Source organism: Micromonospora sp. CPM1 (assembly GCF_023896895.1).
Taxonomy (GTDB): Bacteria; Actinomycetota; Actinomycetes; order Mycobacteriales; family Micromonosporaceae; genus Micromonospora; species Micromonospora tulbaghiae.
In genome coordinates, this window is the sequence record NZ_JAMHIU010000041.1 from 12657 (window position 1) to 30049 (window position 17393).

At 69.3% G+C, this 17393-nt stretch carries 22 protein-coding genes; 8 read left to right on the forward strand and 14 right to left on the reverse strand.

Annotated features, from left to right (window positions below; genetic code table 11):
* Positions 1-16: 16 nt before the first annotated feature.
* From npdG to M8C11_RS28965, 4 genes are all read right to left on the reverse strand, one after another.
* Positions 17-715 (reverse strand): NADPH-dependent F420 reductase, encoded by a 699-nt coding sequence (npdG, locus tag M8C11_RS28950; RefSeq protein ID WP_091421243.1) that lies wholly within the window; start codon positions 713-715, stop codon positions 17-19.
* Positions 716-781: 66 nt separating this feature from the next.
* A complete protein-coding gene (locus M8C11_RS28955; protein WP_252454557.1) occupies positions 782-2218 on the reverse strand; it encodes an RNB domain-containing ribonuclease in 1437 nt (478 codons plus the stop codon).
* A 62-nt stretch (positions 2219-2280) separates the two neighbouring features.
* Positions 2281-3027, reverse strand: a complete 747-nt coding sequence (locus tag M8C11_RS28960; protein ID WP_252454559.1) for a histone — start codon at positions 3025-3027, stop codon at positions 2281-2283.
* A 78-nt stretch (positions 3028-3105) separates the two neighbouring features.
* Entirely contained in the window at positions 3106-3309 is a 204-nt protein-coding gene (locus tag M8C11_RS28965; protein ID WP_244933240.1) for a hypothetical protein, read from the reverse strand.
* A 182-nt stretch (positions 3310-3491) separates the two neighbouring features.
* Here M8C11_RS28965 and M8C11_RS28970 point away from each other — a divergent pair, with 182 nt between their 5' ends.
* Positions 3492-4766, forward strand: coding sequence for a M48 family metalloprotease (locus M8C11_RS28970; protein ID WP_252454561.1), 1275 nt, complete (start codon positions 3492-3494; stop codon positions 4764-4766).
* Between the two features lie 3 nt (positions 4767-4769).
* Here M8C11_RS28970 and M8C11_RS28975 read toward each other — a convergent pair whose 3' ends face one another.
* Positions 4770-5735, reverse strand: coding sequence for a hypothetical protein (locus M8C11_RS28975; protein ID WP_252454563.1), 966 nt, complete (start codon positions 5733-5735; stop codon positions 4770-4772).
* Entirely contained in the window at positions 5729-6052 is a 324-nt protein-coding gene (locus tag M8C11_RS28980; protein WP_252454565.1) for a PadR family transcriptional regulator, read from the reverse strand. Before M8C11_RS28980 ends, M8C11_RS28975 begins: the two co-directional genes overlap by 7 nt.
* A 242-nt stretch (positions 6053-6294) precedes the next feature.
* Between M8C11_RS28980 and M8C11_RS28985 the strand changes: the two genes are divergently transcribed.
* Together M8C11_RS28985 and M8C11_RS28990 are read left to right on the forward strand one after the other, a co-directional pair.
* Entirely contained in the window at positions 6295-6666 is a 372-nt protein-coding gene (locus tag M8C11_RS28985) for a hypothetical protein (RefSeq protein ID WP_013287772.1), read from the forward strand.
* A gap of 5 nt (positions 6667-6671) precedes the next feature.
* Positions 6672-7148: a roadblock/LC7 domain-containing protein gene (locus M8C11_RS28990; RefSeq protein WP_252454567.1), complete on the forward strand. Its 477-nt coding sequence runs from the start codon at positions 6672-6674 to the stop codon at positions 7146-7148.
* Between the two features lie 215 nt (positions 7149-7363).
* Here the strand turns inward: M8C11_RS28990 and M8C11_RS28995 are convergent, their stop codons facing one another.
* Entirely contained in the window at positions 7364-8320 is a 957-nt protein-coding gene (locus tag M8C11_RS28995; protein ID WP_252454569.1) for a threonine/serine dehydratase, read from the reverse strand.
* A 176-nt stretch (positions 8321-8496) separates the two neighbouring features.
* Positions 8497-8892: a VOC family protein gene (locus M8C11_RS29000; protein WP_252454571.1), complete on the reverse strand. Its 396-nt coding sequence runs from the start codon at positions 8890-8892 to the stop codon at positions 8497-8499.
* A 64-nt stretch (positions 8893-8956) separates the two neighbouring features.
* Between M8C11_RS29000 and M8C11_RS29005 the strand changes: the two genes are divergently transcribed.
* Positions 8957-9295, forward strand: a complete 339-nt coding sequence (locus M8C11_RS29005) for a hypothetical protein (protein ID WP_151501377.1) — start codon at positions 8957-8959, stop codon at positions 9293-9295.
* Between the two features lie 85 nt (positions 9296-9380).
* On the opposite strand, the gene M8C11_RS29010 is transcribed toward M8C11_RS29005, so the two are convergent.
* Complete coding sequence (locus tag M8C11_RS29010; protein WP_252454573.1) at positions 9381-9707, reverse strand: DUF6331 family protein; 327 nt, start codon at positions 9705-9707, stop codon at positions 9381-9383.
* 180 nt (positions 9708-9887) lie between these two features.
* On the opposite strand from M8C11_RS29010, the gene M8C11_RS29015 reads away from it, so the two are divergent.
* The 3 genes from M8C11_RS29015 to M8C11_RS29025 all read left to right on the forward strand — a co-directional run bounded on the left by M8C11_RS29015 (position 9888) and on the right by M8C11_RS29025 (position 11249).
* Positions 9888-10226 (forward strand): hypothetical protein, encoded by a 339-nt coding sequence (locus M8C11_RS29015; RefSeq protein WP_252454589.1) that lies wholly within the window; start codon positions 9888-9890, stop codon positions 10224-10226.
* Between the two features lie 237 nt (positions 10227-10463).
* Positions 10464-10787, forward strand: a complete 324-nt coding sequence (locus M8C11_RS29020; protein WP_252454575.1) for a hypothetical protein — start codon at positions 10464-10466, stop codon at positions 10785-10787.
* A gap of 150 nt (positions 10788-10937) precedes the next feature.
* Entirely contained in the window at positions 10938-11249 is a 312-nt protein-coding gene (locus M8C11_RS29025) for an ADP-ribosylation/crystallin J1 (RefSeq protein WP_252454590.1), read from the forward strand.
* Positions 11250-11545: 296 nt separating this feature from the next.
* Here the strand turns inward: M8C11_RS29025 and M8C11_RS29030 are convergent, their stop codons facing one another.
* The 4 genes from M8C11_RS29030 to M8C11_RS29045 form a co-directional block, all read right to left on the reverse strand.
* Entirely contained in the window at positions 11546-11884 is a 339-nt protein-coding gene (locus M8C11_RS29030; RefSeq protein WP_252454577.1) for an Imm51 family immunity protein, read from the reverse strand.
* A 181-nt stretch (positions 11885-12065) separates the two neighbouring features.
* On the reverse strand, positions 12066-12299 hold the full coding sequence (locus M8C11_RS29035) for a hypothetical protein (RefSeq protein WP_252454579.1): 234 nt from the start codon (positions 12297-12299) through the stop codon (positions 12066-12068).
* 194 nt (positions 12300-12493) lie between these two features.
* Entirely contained in the window at positions 12494-13978 is a 1485-nt protein-coding gene (locus M8C11_RS29040; RefSeq protein ID WP_252454581.1) for an ATP-binding protein, read from the reverse strand.
* A gap of 126 nt (positions 13979-14104) precedes the next feature.
* On the reverse strand, positions 14105-14485 hold the full coding sequence (locus M8C11_RS29045) for a tyrosine-type recombinase/integrase (protein WP_252454583.1): 381 nt from the start codon (positions 14483-14485) through the stop codon (positions 14105-14107).
* 596 nt (positions 14486-15081) lie between these two features.
* Here M8C11_RS29045 and M8C11_RS29055 point away from each other — a divergent pair.
* Positions 15082-16398 (forward strand): ImmA/IrrE family metallo-endopeptidase, encoded by a 1317-nt coding sequence (locus M8C11_RS29055; protein ID WP_252454585.1) that lies wholly within the window; start codon positions 15082-15084, stop codon positions 16396-16398.
* A 335-nt stretch (positions 16399-16733) separates the two neighbouring features.
* Here M8C11_RS29055 and M8C11_RS29060 read toward each other — a convergent pair whose 3' ends face one another.
* A complete protein-coding gene (locus tag M8C11_RS29060) occupies positions 16734-16988 on the reverse strand; it encodes a hypothetical protein (protein WP_252454587.1) in 255 nt (84 codons plus the stop codon).
* Between the last annotated feature and the right edge of the window lie 405 nt (positions 16989-17393).

A 17393-nucleotide genomic window follows, 5' to 3' on the forward strand; every position in this document is an offset into this window, starting at 1 on the left:
GCTCCTGCCGCGCCCGTCAGAGGTCGGTGACGCGGATGCCGGCGTGCGCCTTGTAGCGCTTGTTGATCGCGATCAGGTTGGCGGTGAACGCCTCGATCTGGTGGGCGTTGCGCAGCCGTCCGGCGTAGATGCCCCGCATGCCGGGGATCCGCGCGGCCAGCGCGCCGACCACGCCCACGAGTTCCCGGTCCTCGGTGCAGATCAGCACGTCCAGGTCGATCCGGTCGATCTCCGGGTCGGCCAGCAGCGGCGCGCTGACGTGGTTGAACGCGGCGCACACCCGGGACTCGGGCAGCAGCGCGGCGGCCTGCTGCACGGCGCTGCCCTCGGCGACGTCGAGCGCGTACGGGCCCTGCTTGTCGAAGCCGAGCGGGTTGACGCAGTCCACCACGATCTTGCCGGCCAGCGGTCCGGCGAGTGCGGCGACGGTGGCCGCGTGCCCGTCCCACGGCACCGCCACGATCACCACGTCGCTGCGCCGCGCGACGTCCTCGTTGTCGCCGCCGGAGACGACGGCACCCTCGGGTACGTGCGGCAGGGCGGCGATCTCGGCGGCGGCCTGGGTGGCCCGCTCCGCGGTGCGGGAGCCGATCAGCACGGTCTGCCCGGCCCGGGCGAACCGGTAGGCGAGACCCCGTCCCTGGTCGCCGGTGCCACCGATGATGCCGACGGTCAGCCCGGAGACGTCGGGCAGCGTGGTCGCGTCGTAAGCCATGGGCTCATCCTCGCAAAGCGGGGCCGCGTGCGGTGCATCCCGATGCTGTGACAATGGCCGCGCTGGTCACGCCCGTTCGAAGGCGACCCGGCGCTGGGCCGGGTCGGCGGCGGTGAGGCGTACCCGGACGCGTTCGCCCAGCGGCAGCTCGCCGGTGCAGCGGGCGCGCACCGGCGGCTCGTCGAGCGCGATGGTGCCGCCGGGCGGGCGGCCGGGGCGTCCGTTGCCCGCCGGGCGCGGTTCGTCCACGTCGAGCACCGCCGCCTCGAACGTCTCCCCCACCCGGTGTGCGAGCAGCACCGCCTCGGCCAGTTCCACAGCGCCCCGGGTGGCGGCGCCCGCCGTACGGTCGGTCGCGGCCATCACCTCGGGCAGCTTCGGCAGCGCGGCCCGGACCTGCTCGGGCACCTCGCGGCCCTCGTGCAGCGCCAGGCAGACCTCGGTGGCGTAGCGGTCGGCCAGCCGTCGCAGCGGCGCCGTGACGTGCGCGTACGCGGCCGCCACCCCGCCGTGCCCGGGCTGCTCGGGCAGTTCCCCGTCGAAGGCGGTGTACGCGGCGCCGCGCATCAGCTCGGCGGCCTGGTCGACGAAGGCGGCCACCCGGGGCTGGGAGGTGTCAAGGCCGTCGAGCACCTGGCCCACGGGTGTGCCGTCCGGCCAGGGCACGCCGAGCGGGCCGGCGGCGAGCCGCAGCCGCTCGACCGCCTCCGGGCGGGGGCGGGGCATGGTGCGCAGCAGCCCGATCCGGCCGGCCAGCATGATGTCCGCCGCCGCCATGCCGGTCAGCAGCGAGATCTGCGCGTTGTGCTCCTCCATCGGGCCGGGGCCGCGCAGCACCAGTCGCCACCCGTCGCCGTCGGGTTCGACGTCCTGCTCGGGCAGCGGCAGGTTGATCGCGCCCCGGCTCAGGCCGCGCGCGGTGAGCAGCGCCCCGATCTCGGGCAGCAGGGCGATCGGCTCGGGCAGCCGGCCGGCGTCGGCGTCGCGCTGCACGCCGCCGTAGTCGAGCTTGGCCCGGCTGCGCACCAGCGCCCGCTCCAGCGTGACGGCGACGGTGCCGCCGTCGGCGTCCAGGTCGACGGTCCAGAGCACGGCGGCCCGGTCGGCGTCGGGCAGCAGGCTGGCCGCCCCCTCGCTGAGCGTGTGCGGGTGCAGCGGCACGTTGCCGTCGGGCAGGTAGACCGTCTGCCCCCGGCGCCACGTCTCGGCCTCCAGGTCACCGCCGAGGCGTACGTGGGTCAGCACGTCCGCGATCGCGTACCGGACGCGGTAGCCGCCGCCGGGACGGCGGGTGAGGTGCATGGCCTGGTCGAGGTCGCGCGAGGTCGCCGGGTCGACGGTGACGAACGGGATGTCGGTCCGGTCGGCGACCGCCGGTGGCGGCGCGGCGGCGGCCGCGTCGGCCTCGCGCTGCGCCGCGGCCGGGAAGCTCTCGGGCAGTCCCAGCTCGCGGCGCAGCGCGCCGAAGTCGATACGGGGCGCCAGTACGCGTCGGATCACCACGCGGTCAATCCTGACAGCGCCCCGCACGTTCCGCTCCCCGGGAGGGAGCGGTGTCCGCGGCGTCAGGCGCGGCGGGCCGGCGCCTTACGTGCGGCGGTGCTCTTCGCGGCGGTGCTCTTGCGGGCCGGCGCCTTCTTCGCGGCGGTGGTCTTCTTCGCCGTGGTGGTGGTCTTGCGCGCGGTCGTGGTCTTGCGCGCGGGCGCCTTCTTCGCCGCCGCCTTGCGCGCCGTGGGACGCGTCGAGGCGGTGGTCTTCTTCGCCGGCGCCTTCTTCGCCGCCGTGGTCTTCTTGGCGGCGGTGGTCTTCTTCGCCGCCGAGGTGACCTTCCGCGCGCCGGTGGTCTTCTTGGCCGCCGTCGTCTTCTTCGCCGCCGTCGTCTTGCGGGCCGGCGCCTTCTTCGCGGTGGCGGTGGTCCGGGCCGTCGTGGTCTTCCGGGCCGCTGTGGTCTTCTTCGCCGCCGCCGTCTTCTTGGCCGCCGTGGTCTTCTTCGCGGTCGTCTTCTTCGCCGTGGTCTTCTTGGCCGGCGCGCTCTTGGCGGCGGCCCGGCCGGCCGGTGCCGTACGGGCGGCGGTCTTCTTCGCCGTCGTCCTGCTGGTGGTGGCCTTGGTGGCCGGCGCCTTGCGGGCCGCCGACACGACCTTCCTGGCGGCTGCCTTCTTGGCCGCCGCCTTCTTCGCCGGTGTCCGTCCGGCGCCGGCGCCCGAGGCGTTCGGCGACGCCTTGGTGACCGTCGTCGTCCTGCCCGCGGCGGTCCTCTTCGCGGTCGTCCGTTTCGCGGCCGGGCGGGTGGCCTGCTGTGCTTCGGCCATCTCGGTTCCCTTTCCTGGGGACGTGCTCCCGCCCTCGCGGGAGCACGGATCACCTCGACGCGGGCCCTCCCGCGCCGTCTAGCGGCCCTCCCCGGCCCAACGGGCGTCCTCGGCGTCCCACGCGTCGTTCCGCTCCCGCACCTTCTGCAGGGCGTTGTCCGCGTCGGCGGCTGAGGCGTACGGTCCGAGAACGTGCTTGGCGGGGCACACGTCGGCATCGGTCTCGACCCGGTGGTGTCGCGTGCACCAGTAGTAGTGCCCACCACTTCCGTCGTCGCTCATGCGATCACTGTGCACCGGGAACCGCCCGGCCGCCACCGGAACGGCACAAATAGTCACGTCCTTCTCCACATTAGACCTGGTCGGGGCGGTTGCGGCGGGGAACGGCGGAAGACCCGGAGATGCCCGCACTCGTCCGAACGGCCGGTACCGGCGCGGGTGGGAACCGGACAGGATCGGCGCTCGTGATCACCACGACGACGGGCACGGGGGCCTGTCCGCGATGCGGCGCGACGCCGGTGTCGCTGGACGGGGCGTTGCCCTGGTGTGCCGGCTGCGACTGGAACCTCGACACCTACGACGCGCGCCGCCAGCCGCCGGAGTTCGGCTGGTCATGGGTCGACCGGCGGACCCACCGGCTCGCCGCGCGGCTCACCCGCCAGCAGTACGCCACCCTGCTCGGCCGGTCGCTGGAGTCGACCGGGCCGGGGCTCACCGGCGTGCTCGTCGCCGGCATCTCGGTACTGCTCCTGCTCGGCGTCGCGGGACTCGCCGTGGCCGGGGTGTGGCTGCTGTTCGCGTACCCATTCCCGAACCTCGCGGTGGTCGGCGGCGTGGCGCTCCTCGCGCTCGCGGTGGCGCTGCGGCCGCGTTTCGGCCGGCTCGACCGGGACCTGGACGTGCTGACCGAACGGGAGGCGCCGCAGCTGCACGCCCTGGTCCGGGAGGTGGCCACAGCGGTGGGCGCGCCGATGCCGCACGTGATCGGCGTCGACGGCGACATCAACGCGTACGCGACGTCGGTGGGACTGCGCCGGCGGCGCGTGCTCGGTCTCGGACTGCCGCTGTGGGGCGCCCTGGACGGACCGGCACGGGTCGCGTTGCTGGGCCACGAGCTGGGCCATTTCGTCAACGGCGACGTACGCCGGGGGCCGGTGACCCAGCCGGCGCTGACCATGCTCGGCAACGCCGCCGACCTGTTCCGGCCCCGGGGCGGGTCGGACGGCGGCGGGCTGCTGGTGATGGTCGGCGAGTGGCTCGGGCACCTGGCGTCCTGGACGCTGTCGCGGCTCCTGTTCGCCGGGCACGTGGTGCTCGTCGCCACCGCGCTGCGGGAGAGCCAGCGGGCCGAGTACCTGGCCGACGAGATGGCCGCCCGCGCCGGCGGCACGGCGGGCGCGACCCGGCTGCTGGACACGCTGCTGCGGACCGAATCGGTGGCCACGGCGGTGCGCAACGCGGTGCGCGGCGGCCACGGGCCGGACACCTGGCGGGTGGAGACGGGACGCGCGCTGGACGCGGCGGCCGGGCGGCTGTCGCTGGAACGCCAGCTCACCGTGCGGGAGGACACCTCGCTGTTCGCCACCCACCCGCCGACCGGCCTGCGGCACCGGATGCTCGGCGCGCGGCCCTGGCAGGACCCGGCGGTGACGCTCACCGAGGAACGGGCCGCGCGGATCGACGCCGAGCTGGCCGGGCACTACGAGCGGGCCGGCCGGGCGCTGAGCTGGAACGCCTGACGGTCAGGCGGGGGCCGGGACGGACGCCGGACCGGGTACGGCGGCAGGCGCCGGCCGGGCCGCCGCGATCGCGTACGCCAGGGCGTAGGGCGTGCAGGCCAGGTGGAACATCGGCTCGACGAGCACCCGGTCGGTGATGAGGAACCGTTCCCACCCGGTCGGCCGGGGCAGCCCGAACGACGAGTCGGTCCAGCAGGTGAGCAGCCAGAGCGGCGCGGAGATCCGGTCCACCGAGTCCGGCGGCAGGCCGTCCGCCACGGGTGCGGTGGCCGGGATCGAGGTGACCACCGCGAGCACCACCGCCGCGTCGGCCGCCACCAGCGCGCCGAGCAGCCCGGCCGACCACGCGGCCCGGACCCGACCCCGGCGCGCCAGCGCCCCGGCGGCCCAGAGCGCCGGGACCAGCAGCGCCAGCCAGAGCAGCAGCCCGGGCACGCTCTCCCGGACGCGGCTCTCGCCCCGGGCGGCGAGCAGCGCCAGCGTGGCGGTCACCGTCGCGGCGATCGGCAGCACCACGCCGAGCGCGGTGGGCAGCGCCCCCACGCGTACGGTCCGGCGCGCGGCCTGGCCGACGACGAGCGCGAGCGCCACGCCGAGCAGCGCGGTGAGCGCCGACCAGGTCGGCAACTGCGCGGCGGCGGCCCACGGCACGCGCATCTCCAGCCACCCGTGGGTCAGGCCCATCACCGCGCCCGCCAGCACGAGAACGGCGACGCAGGCCGGCGGCGCGAGCAGCAACACCCCCGCGGTTAGCCCCAGCCGCCGCGCCCCGGCCCGGCCGGTCAGTGGCGGGGCGGCCCGGCTGGCGGCCAGGCTCGCGGAGAACCGAAGCATCCCCCACCGCCGGCCGGTCCGGGCCAGCTCGTGCAGCTCGGCGGCCCACTCCCGGGCCAGGCCGGCACGCAGCTCCGCCGGCCAGCGGCGCACCGCGACCCGCAGCAGCAAGGCGGCCACCCGCCGCGTCACCACGCGGGCGCCCCGGCCGGGTCCGCGCCGGCACGCTCAACGGATACGAGGGCACGCAGCTCGGCCAGTGCCAGCCGGGCCGACCGGATGCCCTCGCCGGTCAGCCGGTAGTAGCGGCGGGCCGGGCGGCCGGCGGCGACCGGGTCGACGTCCTCCCAGTCGGCGACGAGCCAGCCGGCCGCCCGGAGGCGGTGCAGCACCGGATAGAGCGTCCCGCTGGACAGGCCGGTGAGCCGCATCAGGTCGAGGCCGTAGCGCGGCGCCCCGGGCTCGGCGAGCAGCGCCGAGAGCACCTTCGCCACCGGAACGGTCAGTCGCACGGGCCTACTCTATCGGAACTCTACATAGGGTGGGGGCACTGTCGTAGCAGGACAAACGGTGATCGGCAATGGGACGCCGTGGTCCCTTTGGCGGGACCGGCGGCCGGTCCGGCGGGGACCGCTCAGGTGGATCACCAGCGGCCCGGATGCAGGCCGGGACTCCATATGCGAGCCTCGACGGACCGAATCCGCTGCCCGCCCGCTCCGGCGGACAGCGGCCCGAGCTGGGGAGAGAGAAAATCGTGGGCAACCTTGACATCGCGCTGAAGAACGCGATGAACATCGACGGCGCGATCGGGGCCGCGCTCGTCGACTACACCAGTGGCATGACCCTCGGCGTCGCCGGGGGCACCGGCGAGATCGACCTGACGGTCGCCGCCGCCGGCAACACCGACGTGGTACGCGCCAAGCTGCGCACCATCGAGATGCTCAAGCTCGACGACGAGATCGAGGACATCCTGATCACGCTCGGCAGCCAGTACCACCTGATCCGCCCGCTGAGCAACCGCACCGGCAAGGGCCTGTTCCTCTACCTGATGGTGAGCAAGAGCCGGGCCAACCTCGCGATGGCGCGGCACCAACTGCGCACGATCGAGGAGAGCCTGGAACTGTGAGCCGGGTGGACGACCTCCCCCGCCGTACGCGCGCCCAGGCCGGCACCCTGCCGCCACCACGGGCGCTCCCACAGTCGCTGGCCGGCAACCCGGCGCTGCCCTACCCGGCCATCGCCCAGGAACTCTCCGCCCTGCGGTTGCAGATCCCCGGCGTGCACGGCTGCGTCCTCGGCGGCGTCGACGGGCTGCTCGTCACGCACAACCTGCAGAACGGCGCCGACCCGGACGACCTGGCCGCGCTCGCCGCCACCATGTACGGGCTCGGCCGCCAGGTCGGGTCGCGGCTCGGACAGGGCGACTTCCAGCAGTCCACGGTGCGCAACGCGGGCGGCTACCTCAGCGTCTACGCGATCAACGGGCAGGCGCTGCTCGCCGTGATCGGCACGGACAGCATCAACGTGGCGCGGCTGCACCTGCACGCCCCGACCACAGCGGCCCGGCTCGCCGAACTGCTCGACGGGGCCACTCCGGCCACGTCCTGACGTACGCCGGTCGTCCCGGTCCCACCCGTCCGGACCGGAGGCGGCCGGCGTACCCCCGGGTTCTGTGGCGCGGCGGTCGCGCGTCTTGTGCGGTGGCCTCCTGGCGGGGTCGCGTGCTCTGGCGCGGTGGTCGCGCGTCTTGCGCGGTGGCCGCCGCCTGGCGCGGTCGCGCGCTCGGCGCGGCGGTCGCGTGGTGCGGCGGTGGGTGCGGCGGGTCAGACGCCGAAGCGGCCGGCCCACGTGGTCACGTCGGCGACGGTGGTGTTGCCGCCGCAGACCACCAGGCCCAGCCGGGCGTCATCCCCCACCCGCTCGATCACCCGGCGGGCGGCGGGCAGCAGGCACCCGGCGGCCGGCTCGGCCCACACCTTGGCGTGCTCGGCCAACTGGACAGTGCCGCGCACCGCCTCGGCGTCGGAGACCACGAGAACGTCGCTGACCAGCGCCGTCACATGGTCGTAGGTGAGCTGCGAGACGCTCGGCGCGCTGAGCGTGGTGACGATCGACGACAGCGGCACCTCGACCGGGCCGCCCTTCGCGATCGCCTGCGACATCGCCTGCGCGCCCTCGGTCTCCACGCCCCAGACGCGTACCCCCGGCCGGAGCGCCCGCAGCGCCGCCGCCACTCCCGAGATCAGCGCGCCCCCGCCGATGCTGACCAGCACGTCGGTCAGCTCACCGGCGTCGTCGGCGAACTCCAGCCCGACAGTGCCCTGCCCGGCGAGCACAATCGGGTCGTCGAACGGGTGCAGCAGCGTCACGCCCTCGTCCCGCAGCCGGTTCATCAGCGCGAACGCGCCGGCCATGTCCTCGGTCAGCCGCACGTCCGCCCCGGCCGCGCGGGCCACCTCGACCGCGCGCGCCGGCGCCGTGCGGGGCATGACCACTGTCGCCGCCACGCCGAGGGCGCCCGCCATCACCGCGACCGCGATGCCGTGGTTGCCGCCGCTGACCGCTACCACCCCGGCCGCCCGCTCCGCGTCGTCCAGCGCGAGCAGCTTCGCCGCCGCGCCCCGGGCCTTGAACGAGCCGGTACGTTGCAGCAGCTCCAGCTTGGCGGTGACCGGCACGCCGAGCAGCTCGGTCAGCCCCGGGCTGGGCACGGTCGGGGTGTGCACGACGACGTCGGCGATCCGGTCGGCGGCCGCCTGGATGTCCGCAAGCTCGATCACCACCGCAGCGTGCCACACAAGCCCGCAAACCCCGCGCCGTCCCCGCCGCGCGCCCTCGTGGCCCGCGCTCGTCGATCTTGGAGTTGTGGCGCCTGTAACGCCCCATCCGCGAAGTTCGAGAGGTGCCACAACTCCAAGATCGGCGGCTGGAGCCGGGGGCGACCGTTCGGTCGCTGTCACGATCGGGTGGCGGCCACCTCGGCGTCGCTGCGGAGGATGCAGAACTCGTTGCCCTCCGGGTCGGCGAGCACCGCCCAGCCGGTGCCGTCAGAGTTGCGCCGATCGGCCACCACTGCCGCGCCCAGCCCGGTCAGCCGGGCCAGTTCCTCGTCGCGCGTCCCCTCGACCGGGCGCAGGTCGAGGTGGATACGGTTCTTGACCTGCTTCGCGTCCGGCACCTCGATGAACAGCAGCCGGTGCCGCCCGTCCGGCGAGTAGATCATGCACTCCTCATGGCCCGGCTCGTTCGGGTCGTCCGGGTCCTCGCGGTAGTCGAGAACCGATGCCCACCAGCGGGACAGGGCGTAGGCGTCGGCACAGTCCACGGTGGTGTGGGACACGTAGGAGGTCATCACTGGATCATCGCAAGGTCTGGCGGGAGATGTTCCACCGCGCCGAGGGCGGGTACTCCCGATCGTGCGTATCGACATCGACATCGACGAACCGAGGGCCGCAGAACTGTTCTGGGAGGGCATGCGGGAGGTGGCAGCCGGCGCAGCCCGGCATCAGGACGACGAGCTGTACCGGGCGATCGTCAAGATCGGCCGGGGTGCGCTGGCTCAGGGCGGCGAGCTGGTGCCGCAGTGCGGCCTGTTCCTCCAGTGCCCGGTCTGCGAGGCGGTGGCGGGCCAGCGGTGCATCAACGTGCCGCGTCACCCGCTCCGCGAGAACCTCCTGCATCCCGAGCGTGCCGAACTGGCCGGGATGGCACTGCGGGGAGAAGCGCCGCTGCCCCCTCCGCTGCGGGATGAGTGAGCTGGTTCGAGATCGAATGGCGACGCGACCACTGCCGGCGTGAATCGACCCGATCCGCGCGCTCGGGGTCGACAGCCTCGACCGCTCACAACACGTCGCCGGCCGCCAGTCCGGCATCGAGCGCGGTCAGGAAGTCCAGCAACTCACGCCGTGCGGCCTCGTCATGTGTGCGGTGGTTCAGGAAGTCCGACGTGACGCAATGGGAGCGGTCCTCGACCACCTCGATCAGCTCGGCCAGTTGAAGGCGGGCCTCGATCACCGCGGCCGGACCCGCCTGACGGCACCAGTCCTTGATGAGAGCGGGGTCGGTGGAGACGGCGTCGATCCCGCAGCACCCGCGAACGCACTCGACCTCGCAGAAGACGACGCACTTGCGCAGGGGCGACGGCACTTCGACCGACACGTCTGCCATCGCCGCCCTCTTCCTGTGCCCGCCCACGGTGACGGGTAGCCGATGCTAGCGCCGCCACCGCGTACCGCTCGTGCGAATTCGGCGGCCGATGCGGAGCCATAGCCTGGTGATCGTCGAGGAGGTCGCCGGGTGAACATCTCGTGGAGTGCCACGTCTCCCACGTCAGGGAGGTTCGTGCCGATGGAGCGGTCGGGCGTCGCGAGTCTCATCGAGCGGTTCGAGGAACTGCGTGCCCAGGGGCGCGGCTACCTCGAAGTACGGGGCGACGCCGCATTCCCGGTGCTGACGCTCGGGTTTACGGGGTCTGCGGCGGTCGTCCAACTGATCGCGGACGAGGATGCCGTGTCCCTGCTGGCCGCCGACGAGCCTGCGGTGGCGGATGCCGGGGTACTGATCCTGGACGAGCCGGTCCGGTTCACCGCAAACTTCGTCCTCGACCTGGAACGCGCCTGGCGGGTCGTCGAGGAGTTCGTCCGCACGGGCGATGCTGGCCTGGCACGAGAATGGCGTGAGTTGTAGCGCCGGCGGTCATGGCAGGCGACGGACGACTCGGCCTGCACGCCGGCTCCGTACTGTGGCAGTCATGTCACGCGGTCTGCCTCTCCTCCTGCTGGACGTCGACGGGGTTCTCAACCCGTTCGGGGCAGACCGCTGCCATCCGGCTACGAGGAGTTCGACTTCTTCCCGGACGAGGAGCCGGTACGACTGTGCCGCGCTCACGCGGCGTGGCTCCGGGATCTGGGTGACCGGTTCGACATGGTCTGGGCGACCGGGTGGGGCGCCGAGGCGAACCAGTTTCTCGCGCCGGTGCTACAACTTCCGGAGCTACCCGTGATCGGCTTTCCTCCGATCCCGTTCGAGCCACGGGAGAAGGTGCCTGCCATCGCCAGCTATGTCGGCTCACGGCCTGCGGTATGGATCGACGACGCGTTGACGCCGGAGGCGCATGCCTGGGCCGAGGGGCGCACGGCAGCGACGCTGTTGGTCGACGTCGACCCCGCAGAGGGGCTGACACAAGCCGTAGTCCGCCGGGCGCTTTCGTGGGCTGAGGACTTGCGTGGCGGCGAGCGGAGTTGGTGACAGCAGCATTCGAGCACGTCGGTCGAGCGAGGCAGCGCCATGCTGTGGATGTTCGATCCTGCGGTAGCGGCGGTACTGCCTGATTTCACGACCGACCACGGCAGCGAGAGCGACGTGAGCAGCCACGTAACGACAGCGCTGTGGCGCCCCATGGGACAGCAGGAACTCCGCCTCGTCCGCGAGGCAGGCGGGCGCAGGTGGCCGGCGCTCCGGCCACACCAAACCCACTTCTTCCCGATGCTCGACGAGGACTACGCGATCAGGGCTGCGCAGAACTGGAACCTGTTCGGACCCGTGCGCTACGTGGCCCGCTTCCACGTCGAGACAGGTTTCCTGAGCCGCTACTCGACGCGGTCCTTCGGCGGATCCGCCACTCCGATGCTGTGGGTTGCAGCCGAGGAACTCGACGAGTTCAACGCGCACATCGTCGGTTCGATCGAGGTCGTCCACGAGTTCCGATAGCGGGTGACCGCAAGGCGGCCGTCGGATGATCCCGACGACGTGCGGCCGGTTGGGCTGGACGACGCCGCGCGGAGGCAGCACCGCCGAGACGACGGGTGACGTCGTCTGGGCCAGGGGTATACCGCTGTCACGGAAGCTCTTCTCCGACAGCCGAACCGAACAGGCTGTCGATGCTTGCGCGGTATCAGGTCATCGCTGAGTCGAGTCCCCGATCTTCCGCCACACACCGCCGAGATCAGGGCGTCGTCAGGGCGTCCGGGCTGCGCGGAAGCGGGCCGGACCGGCCGCTTTGACGGTCAGTCGTCGAACTCGAAGCCGCTCGCCTCGGCGTCCGTGATCAGCCGCCGCATGCGTTCGCCGTCGGTGGCAACCGCGGTCATCCGCGCTTCCAGCTCTTCCAGCGCCCCTCGGTCCGTGCCGTGGGCGCAGAACGTGTCACCCTCGCAGGCGTAGACGAATCGGCCGTCGAGGGACTGAGCCTCCGTGCTGACGAGAACCTGCGCCACGCCCTCCCAGAAGTACCCGTTGGGCTCGTGATCGAGTTCTTCGATCAGGTCGTCGACCGGCGTTGTCCCCGCGTTCAACAGGAGCGAATACTCACCGGGCGTCGTCTCGATCATGAGAAACAAGGTCATCGGGGGAGCCTGGCAGCCGTCGGTAGCCGGCGACAAGATCCTGGCGGTCGCTCTCACGATGCGCTCCCGCATCTCCGGAACCAGGCTCGAACAGGCGGTCGACGGCCTGCCGGGTGCGTTCCTCGCTGGCCTGGGCGGTGAGCCACCGACAGCCGCCGAGACACCGCCCCACAGCCAGAGCTCAGTTCAGCGCGAGTTCGTCCGGGAAGCGCTCGTGAAGCGCGGCGACCGCATGCTTCAGGCAGTAGTCGAGGCTGTGGCCGTCGACCCTGATCGACACACCGTCGAGCCGCTGACCCGAGATCACCACGGTCCAGGGCTTGCGCTCCCGCTCCCCGTCAATCTTGACCAGCCCGACCAGGCCCATCTCCCCCAGGTGCGCCAGCAGCTCCGGCACGCACTCGTCCCACCTCATCCACGAATGGGACCACCAAGACCGCTACGGAAGCCAGCGGCTCGGCCAGGTCGTGCGTCAGGGCTTCTGTGAGCTGGTGGGCGACGGACGAGTCGACCTGTACGCCGGATTAAGATCATCGCACCCCCGCTGACCTGGGACGGAGCCTGGCAAAGGCCTCTGTAGGCGGCCCCCAGGCCGTCAGGTGCTGACAATCAACGCCCCTTCGCAAGGGCGGCAACCAACTCGACAGCTTGGGAGTGAATGCCTTCCTGCTGAAGCCAAAGACGAATGAGTACGTTGACCAGGAACCCCTTATCGAGACCAAGTTCGGCCGCGAGCCGGCCAAGCCAGTACTGGTGATCGAAGAACTCATAGCCATCGAGGGCCGCTAGCAAGCCATCCTCGCTTCGCCCCAGTGCGACCGCCACTTCGTCAGTGGCCCGCAGCGCAAAGCGCAGCAACTCTTGTTCTGGATCCAGCTCTCCTGGCAGGGAGAAGAGACCCTCGAACTTCCCAGCAAGTTCACGCTGATCAGCATCTAGAACACCGTATACGTGCAACCGAGAGGAGTTAGAAAGGATCCTTACTCCCGCAACAACCTCATCCTTTCCACCTGCACACACGATCTCAATACTTCCACTTGGGAAATCAAGGAAACCGAATATTGCCCCAAGAACCGACGCAGCAAATGCGTCCTCTACAAGCACAGTTCCAGTTAGGGGCACCTCCACCCCGACCACCCGATTGACCTGTTCGAGGGAACTGGGCACTAGGACACGAATCCTACCCGCCGACCCTCGAACGCACATACGCACGTTCGCGGCGGGGAACCGGGAGAGAACCTGAGGCGAGTGCGTCGCCACAACAAGCTGTAGTTTCTGCTCCAGCGCACGCCGCGCCACCTCGTCCACGAAAGCTCGGTGCCCTCGCAACGCTAGGAAAGATTCAGGCTCGTCCAGCATGAAGAGGCACCCGGCCTGCAGCCTGCGCTGCTCCCAGAGGGCTTGGTGTACCCACAGTTCACCTAGACTGAACTTCGTGCTGTCCGTCTCCCCAATTTCAGTCACCGCCGTCACGAAGGGGCCTTGAGAATACCAGCTATTGTCGTCCAAGCCCTCATCGAGTAAAAGCGTCTGCACGAGTACCGACTCATACCTCCTACCCAGGATCGCCTTCAGGGCCGCCAACTCGATGGCCTTGAATCGGTGCTCGTGTAGCACATGATCCCGACTGTGAGGTAGTTGCTGGTAGTACCAGATGAAGTTATTTGCCAATTCCGCTGAACTGGCAAAAGCTGGCCAAAAGTTTGGCGACAGCTTGCGCGCCCAGATTTCAGCACGATCGCGTTCGCTTAGAGATAGATCGACGACTTGGCGGATTTCTTTTTCGCCCCCCACGGAGATGACTAGCTCAACAACGCCTGCAACAGGCTCTGGGTCGAACTCGAACTGCCGACTGCCGCCAACGAACGGCGGAGTGTGACTACTGTACCCAAAGGCCGCTTCGATCAACCGAAGGAGGAGGGTTTTACCGGACCCGTGAGAGCCAACAACGCAGTTCACCGAATCAAATTCGATTATCTGCTCTTCGAATATCTTTGACTCAATTATTCGAAGAGACTGAACTCGAACCGGGGGCATCGTCTTTAATAGCCGACTCCATACTCTGTTCCGCGAGTCAGACTCAGTGGCGACCATAGGTACACCTTCGCAAGCACCCACACCGGATGTCGAGTGAGAACGGCCCGTCCTTGGGGCGAAACCTCGCGTTTGGGGTGCCTGACGCTAGGCTCGGGGCCATCTTCAGCAACGGGTTCCTACGGCTCAGTCAAGGAACAGATCATCGATGGCCCGGCGGGTGCGTTCCTCGCTGACCGGCATCAGGTGCGTGTAGAACCGGAGCGTGAACCCGGGGTCGGCGTGGCCGAGGTAGGACGCGAGGGCCTTGATGCTCTCCCCCGCGTCGAGCAGCGACGAGGCGTAGAAGTGGCGCAGCGCGTGCATGCCGGTTGCCCGGGTCGGAGTGATGCCGGCCGCCCGTACGGCGGGTCGCCAACTCTTGTCGTCGAAGGTGTGCCGGTTGATCGCACCGCGCCGGGTCGTGGTGAACAGCAGCGACACCGTCACCCGCTCATCGTCGGCCGGGTTCTCCCACGGCAGGGTGAGCGCCACGGGCGGGAAGTCGTCGATGTGCTGACGCAGCACCAGGGCGACGGAGTCTCATCCACGCGCACTCCTCAGGCACAGAAGTGGGTCGGCCGAGCCGCCGTTTCCGCTCCCGAGAAGCCGTTGATGACCAGAGCCGGCGCTCTGCTTTCGTCGGCCGCCCTCAAACGCCTCAACCAGAGGTGAGCCGTGCTGGTCCCCGAGCAACAGCCAGAACCCCCGCTCCCCGTCCTGATGGCCGGCTACGTCATCGACTTTCACCACCGCTCCGTCTGCTCGAAGTGCGTCGATGACGGCTGCTCCCGCCTCGCAGCGGCCGGTGTAACCGTACGCGCCTGGCGAGACAGGAAGGGCCGGCATGAAAGCGGGTGACCTTCTACACCTAGACCGCGCAGCCAGCCCTCAATTCATACGGCCGATCTCCTTCCGCCTCATCAAGGTCCGCACAGAGTAGAGCACCTATGACGGTTGGGCATGGCTAGATAGCTACCAGCTAGACGCTAAAGGCGACGCCACCGCTCGCAGAGAGTTGTTCGTTTTCAAGGCAGGGGTGCGACGGATCGTCCACCAGCGAGCCGGAGCACACAAAGCAGATAAAATCTAGCCTATTAAGACTTGAGTATCATTCGCGCCGAATGGCACCATTCGGCAATGGCAGCCACCTTGGCACAAGGGTTGAAGCCCGCGTGTCGGCCCACCATCCCGCCGGGCAGCTCAGTATCCTCAACGTTGTGGCCGACCTGAAAAAATCGCGCGGTAAGTTTTTCCACGAACACCGAATGCCCTCCGACCTAAACTTTTGGATTTACTTTTTCCGGCACGCCGGCAAACCCCTGCCCGAAAATCTGTTGTCGCGAGCCCTAGAGTTCAAACCTGAACATTCAAACTGCCCACAGCTTTCACTGACAATAAAGAATCTAATATCTAGCATTCCCAATGAATGGCGAGCGCTGGCAAACAATGTCTTCGTTGGCAGGGTAATGAAAGGAGATCTTAATGCCAAAGCTTGGACTGAGCGCCAAGCGGGAGTCATAGAGATAAACATTCAATACTCGTTCACTCTGACGGCGTACGCCGCAGCCTACGACGAGTTCTTCCACAATATTAAGTCATTCTACGGGGACATCAGCGCGAATCGCCCCGAACTCGACAGAATGGTCGATGAACTCAATAGACGATTCTCCAAGCCCTGGAATGAACTCGATGCCGCCAAGGCCCAGTGGACCGACCATCGCCTCGTCAGGACCGCCAACCCGATTGCAGCCCTCGGAGCGAAAGGCCGGGAGGCCCTACACGAGGATATGGTTGACGCCGCCGAATCCTTCGTCATAGCCCATGAATTGGCGCATCACCTTCTCGGGCATACCGTCACTAAGCGCGATAAGCGCAAAGCCAAGATCGTTGTAGACGAGACGATCGAACGCCTTAAAATCTTTGATTCCTTGGTGCAGCTCAACCAGTCCCAGCGGGAGGAGATCCAGGCGGATATCCTCGCATACCTGATCGTCGCTGGCGCAACAGAGGGCACGCCGAGCTTTCCGGACCTGTATCGAGCCGTAGCGGGCTCCACTCTTGCTCTCGTGGCCCTTGCTCACGTTGAAGAATCGTGGGTGGAGCTTGATTCTGCTGCGACCCATCCGGGGTTTACCACTCGCTTTGACATTATCCACAAACTGACGGAACTCCTCAGCGTTGAGCAGCCAGCAGGAGACATCGGCGATCACCCCTTGGGCTTCCTTGCCCAATTGTCGACGTTCGCTGGGGTAGCCCTGAACACTTGGACCAGCAGGACGTTTCCCGAACACCAAAATCCGGTCGGCATACTGGAGGCCACCGACCATCTACTGCGTCTGATGGACGGGGTTTACAGCAGAATTCCGAATGCCCGACAGGTAGTAGACGAAGCCGTCGAACCGAACCCACGGGTGTCATCAAGAGGAACTGACGAATGAGATGAGAGCAAGACTAAACCTCATCGGACTTAAGCATGGGGCGTAGTCGATCAGATCGCCAGGACTCCCAGCGCCTTTGTCGGCCATCCGCGTAGCCTACAAACGGATATCCGCAAACGTGTGCGAGCGTCGCTGCCGAAAAGCTCTCATTAGGATCAAGGCACCGCGCTCCGCGCGGCGCGGGGCGGGCAAGCCCGGCCTGCGGCAAGCCGCCCCGGCCGCCTACGGCGCCGGGGCGGTGAGCCACCGACAGCCGCCGGGACACCGCCCCACGCGCCGTCAGGACCGTCGAGGCGGTTGGAGCGTAGAGCTGCCGCTGTTGCCTCTATCGGCCCTCAGTCCTCGTCAAGGAGGCCAAAGCTCTCCGGCAGCTCTTCCAAGAGCTCACGCACGGCACCGGTCGCCTGAATCGCCCGCTCCCCCACAAACCTGGTAAGCACCTCACGCTCGTCCGGACCCAGAGCACCGAGAATGCCGGCCACTCGATGTTGGACTGACGCCGCCTCATCCGGATCGACCACATCGTTATCGCTCAGCTCCAGGAACACCAGACACTCAAGTAGGGCATCCAGAAGCACGCCAGTCAGCATCGGGCGATCGTAGCGCCGGGGTACGGAAGCCGACGTGGATGGCGTTCGTCGAGGCCGGGGCTTCCGTCTTCCGCGCCAGTCCGACCCCGGGGACTGGCTTGCCACCGGATCACCGGGCCGCGGCACCAGCTCCACCCCCAGGACATGCCCGGCCCTCCCCTACCGCCGCCGTCTTCACGCCGAAAGCACCGAGCGCAGGCCCTCAGCGGCCCAGCCAGCCAACCCGACCCGAAGTCGAGGTGTCAACTGAGCCGGCGCTCAGGCCGTGGCCAGGCCGTCTCAGGCCGTGGCCAGGCCGTCTCAGGCCGTGGCCAGGCCGTCTCAGGCCGTGGCCAGGCCGTCTCAGGCCGTGGCCAGGCCGTCTCAGGCCGTGGCCAGGCCGTCTCAGGCCGTGGCCAGGCCGTC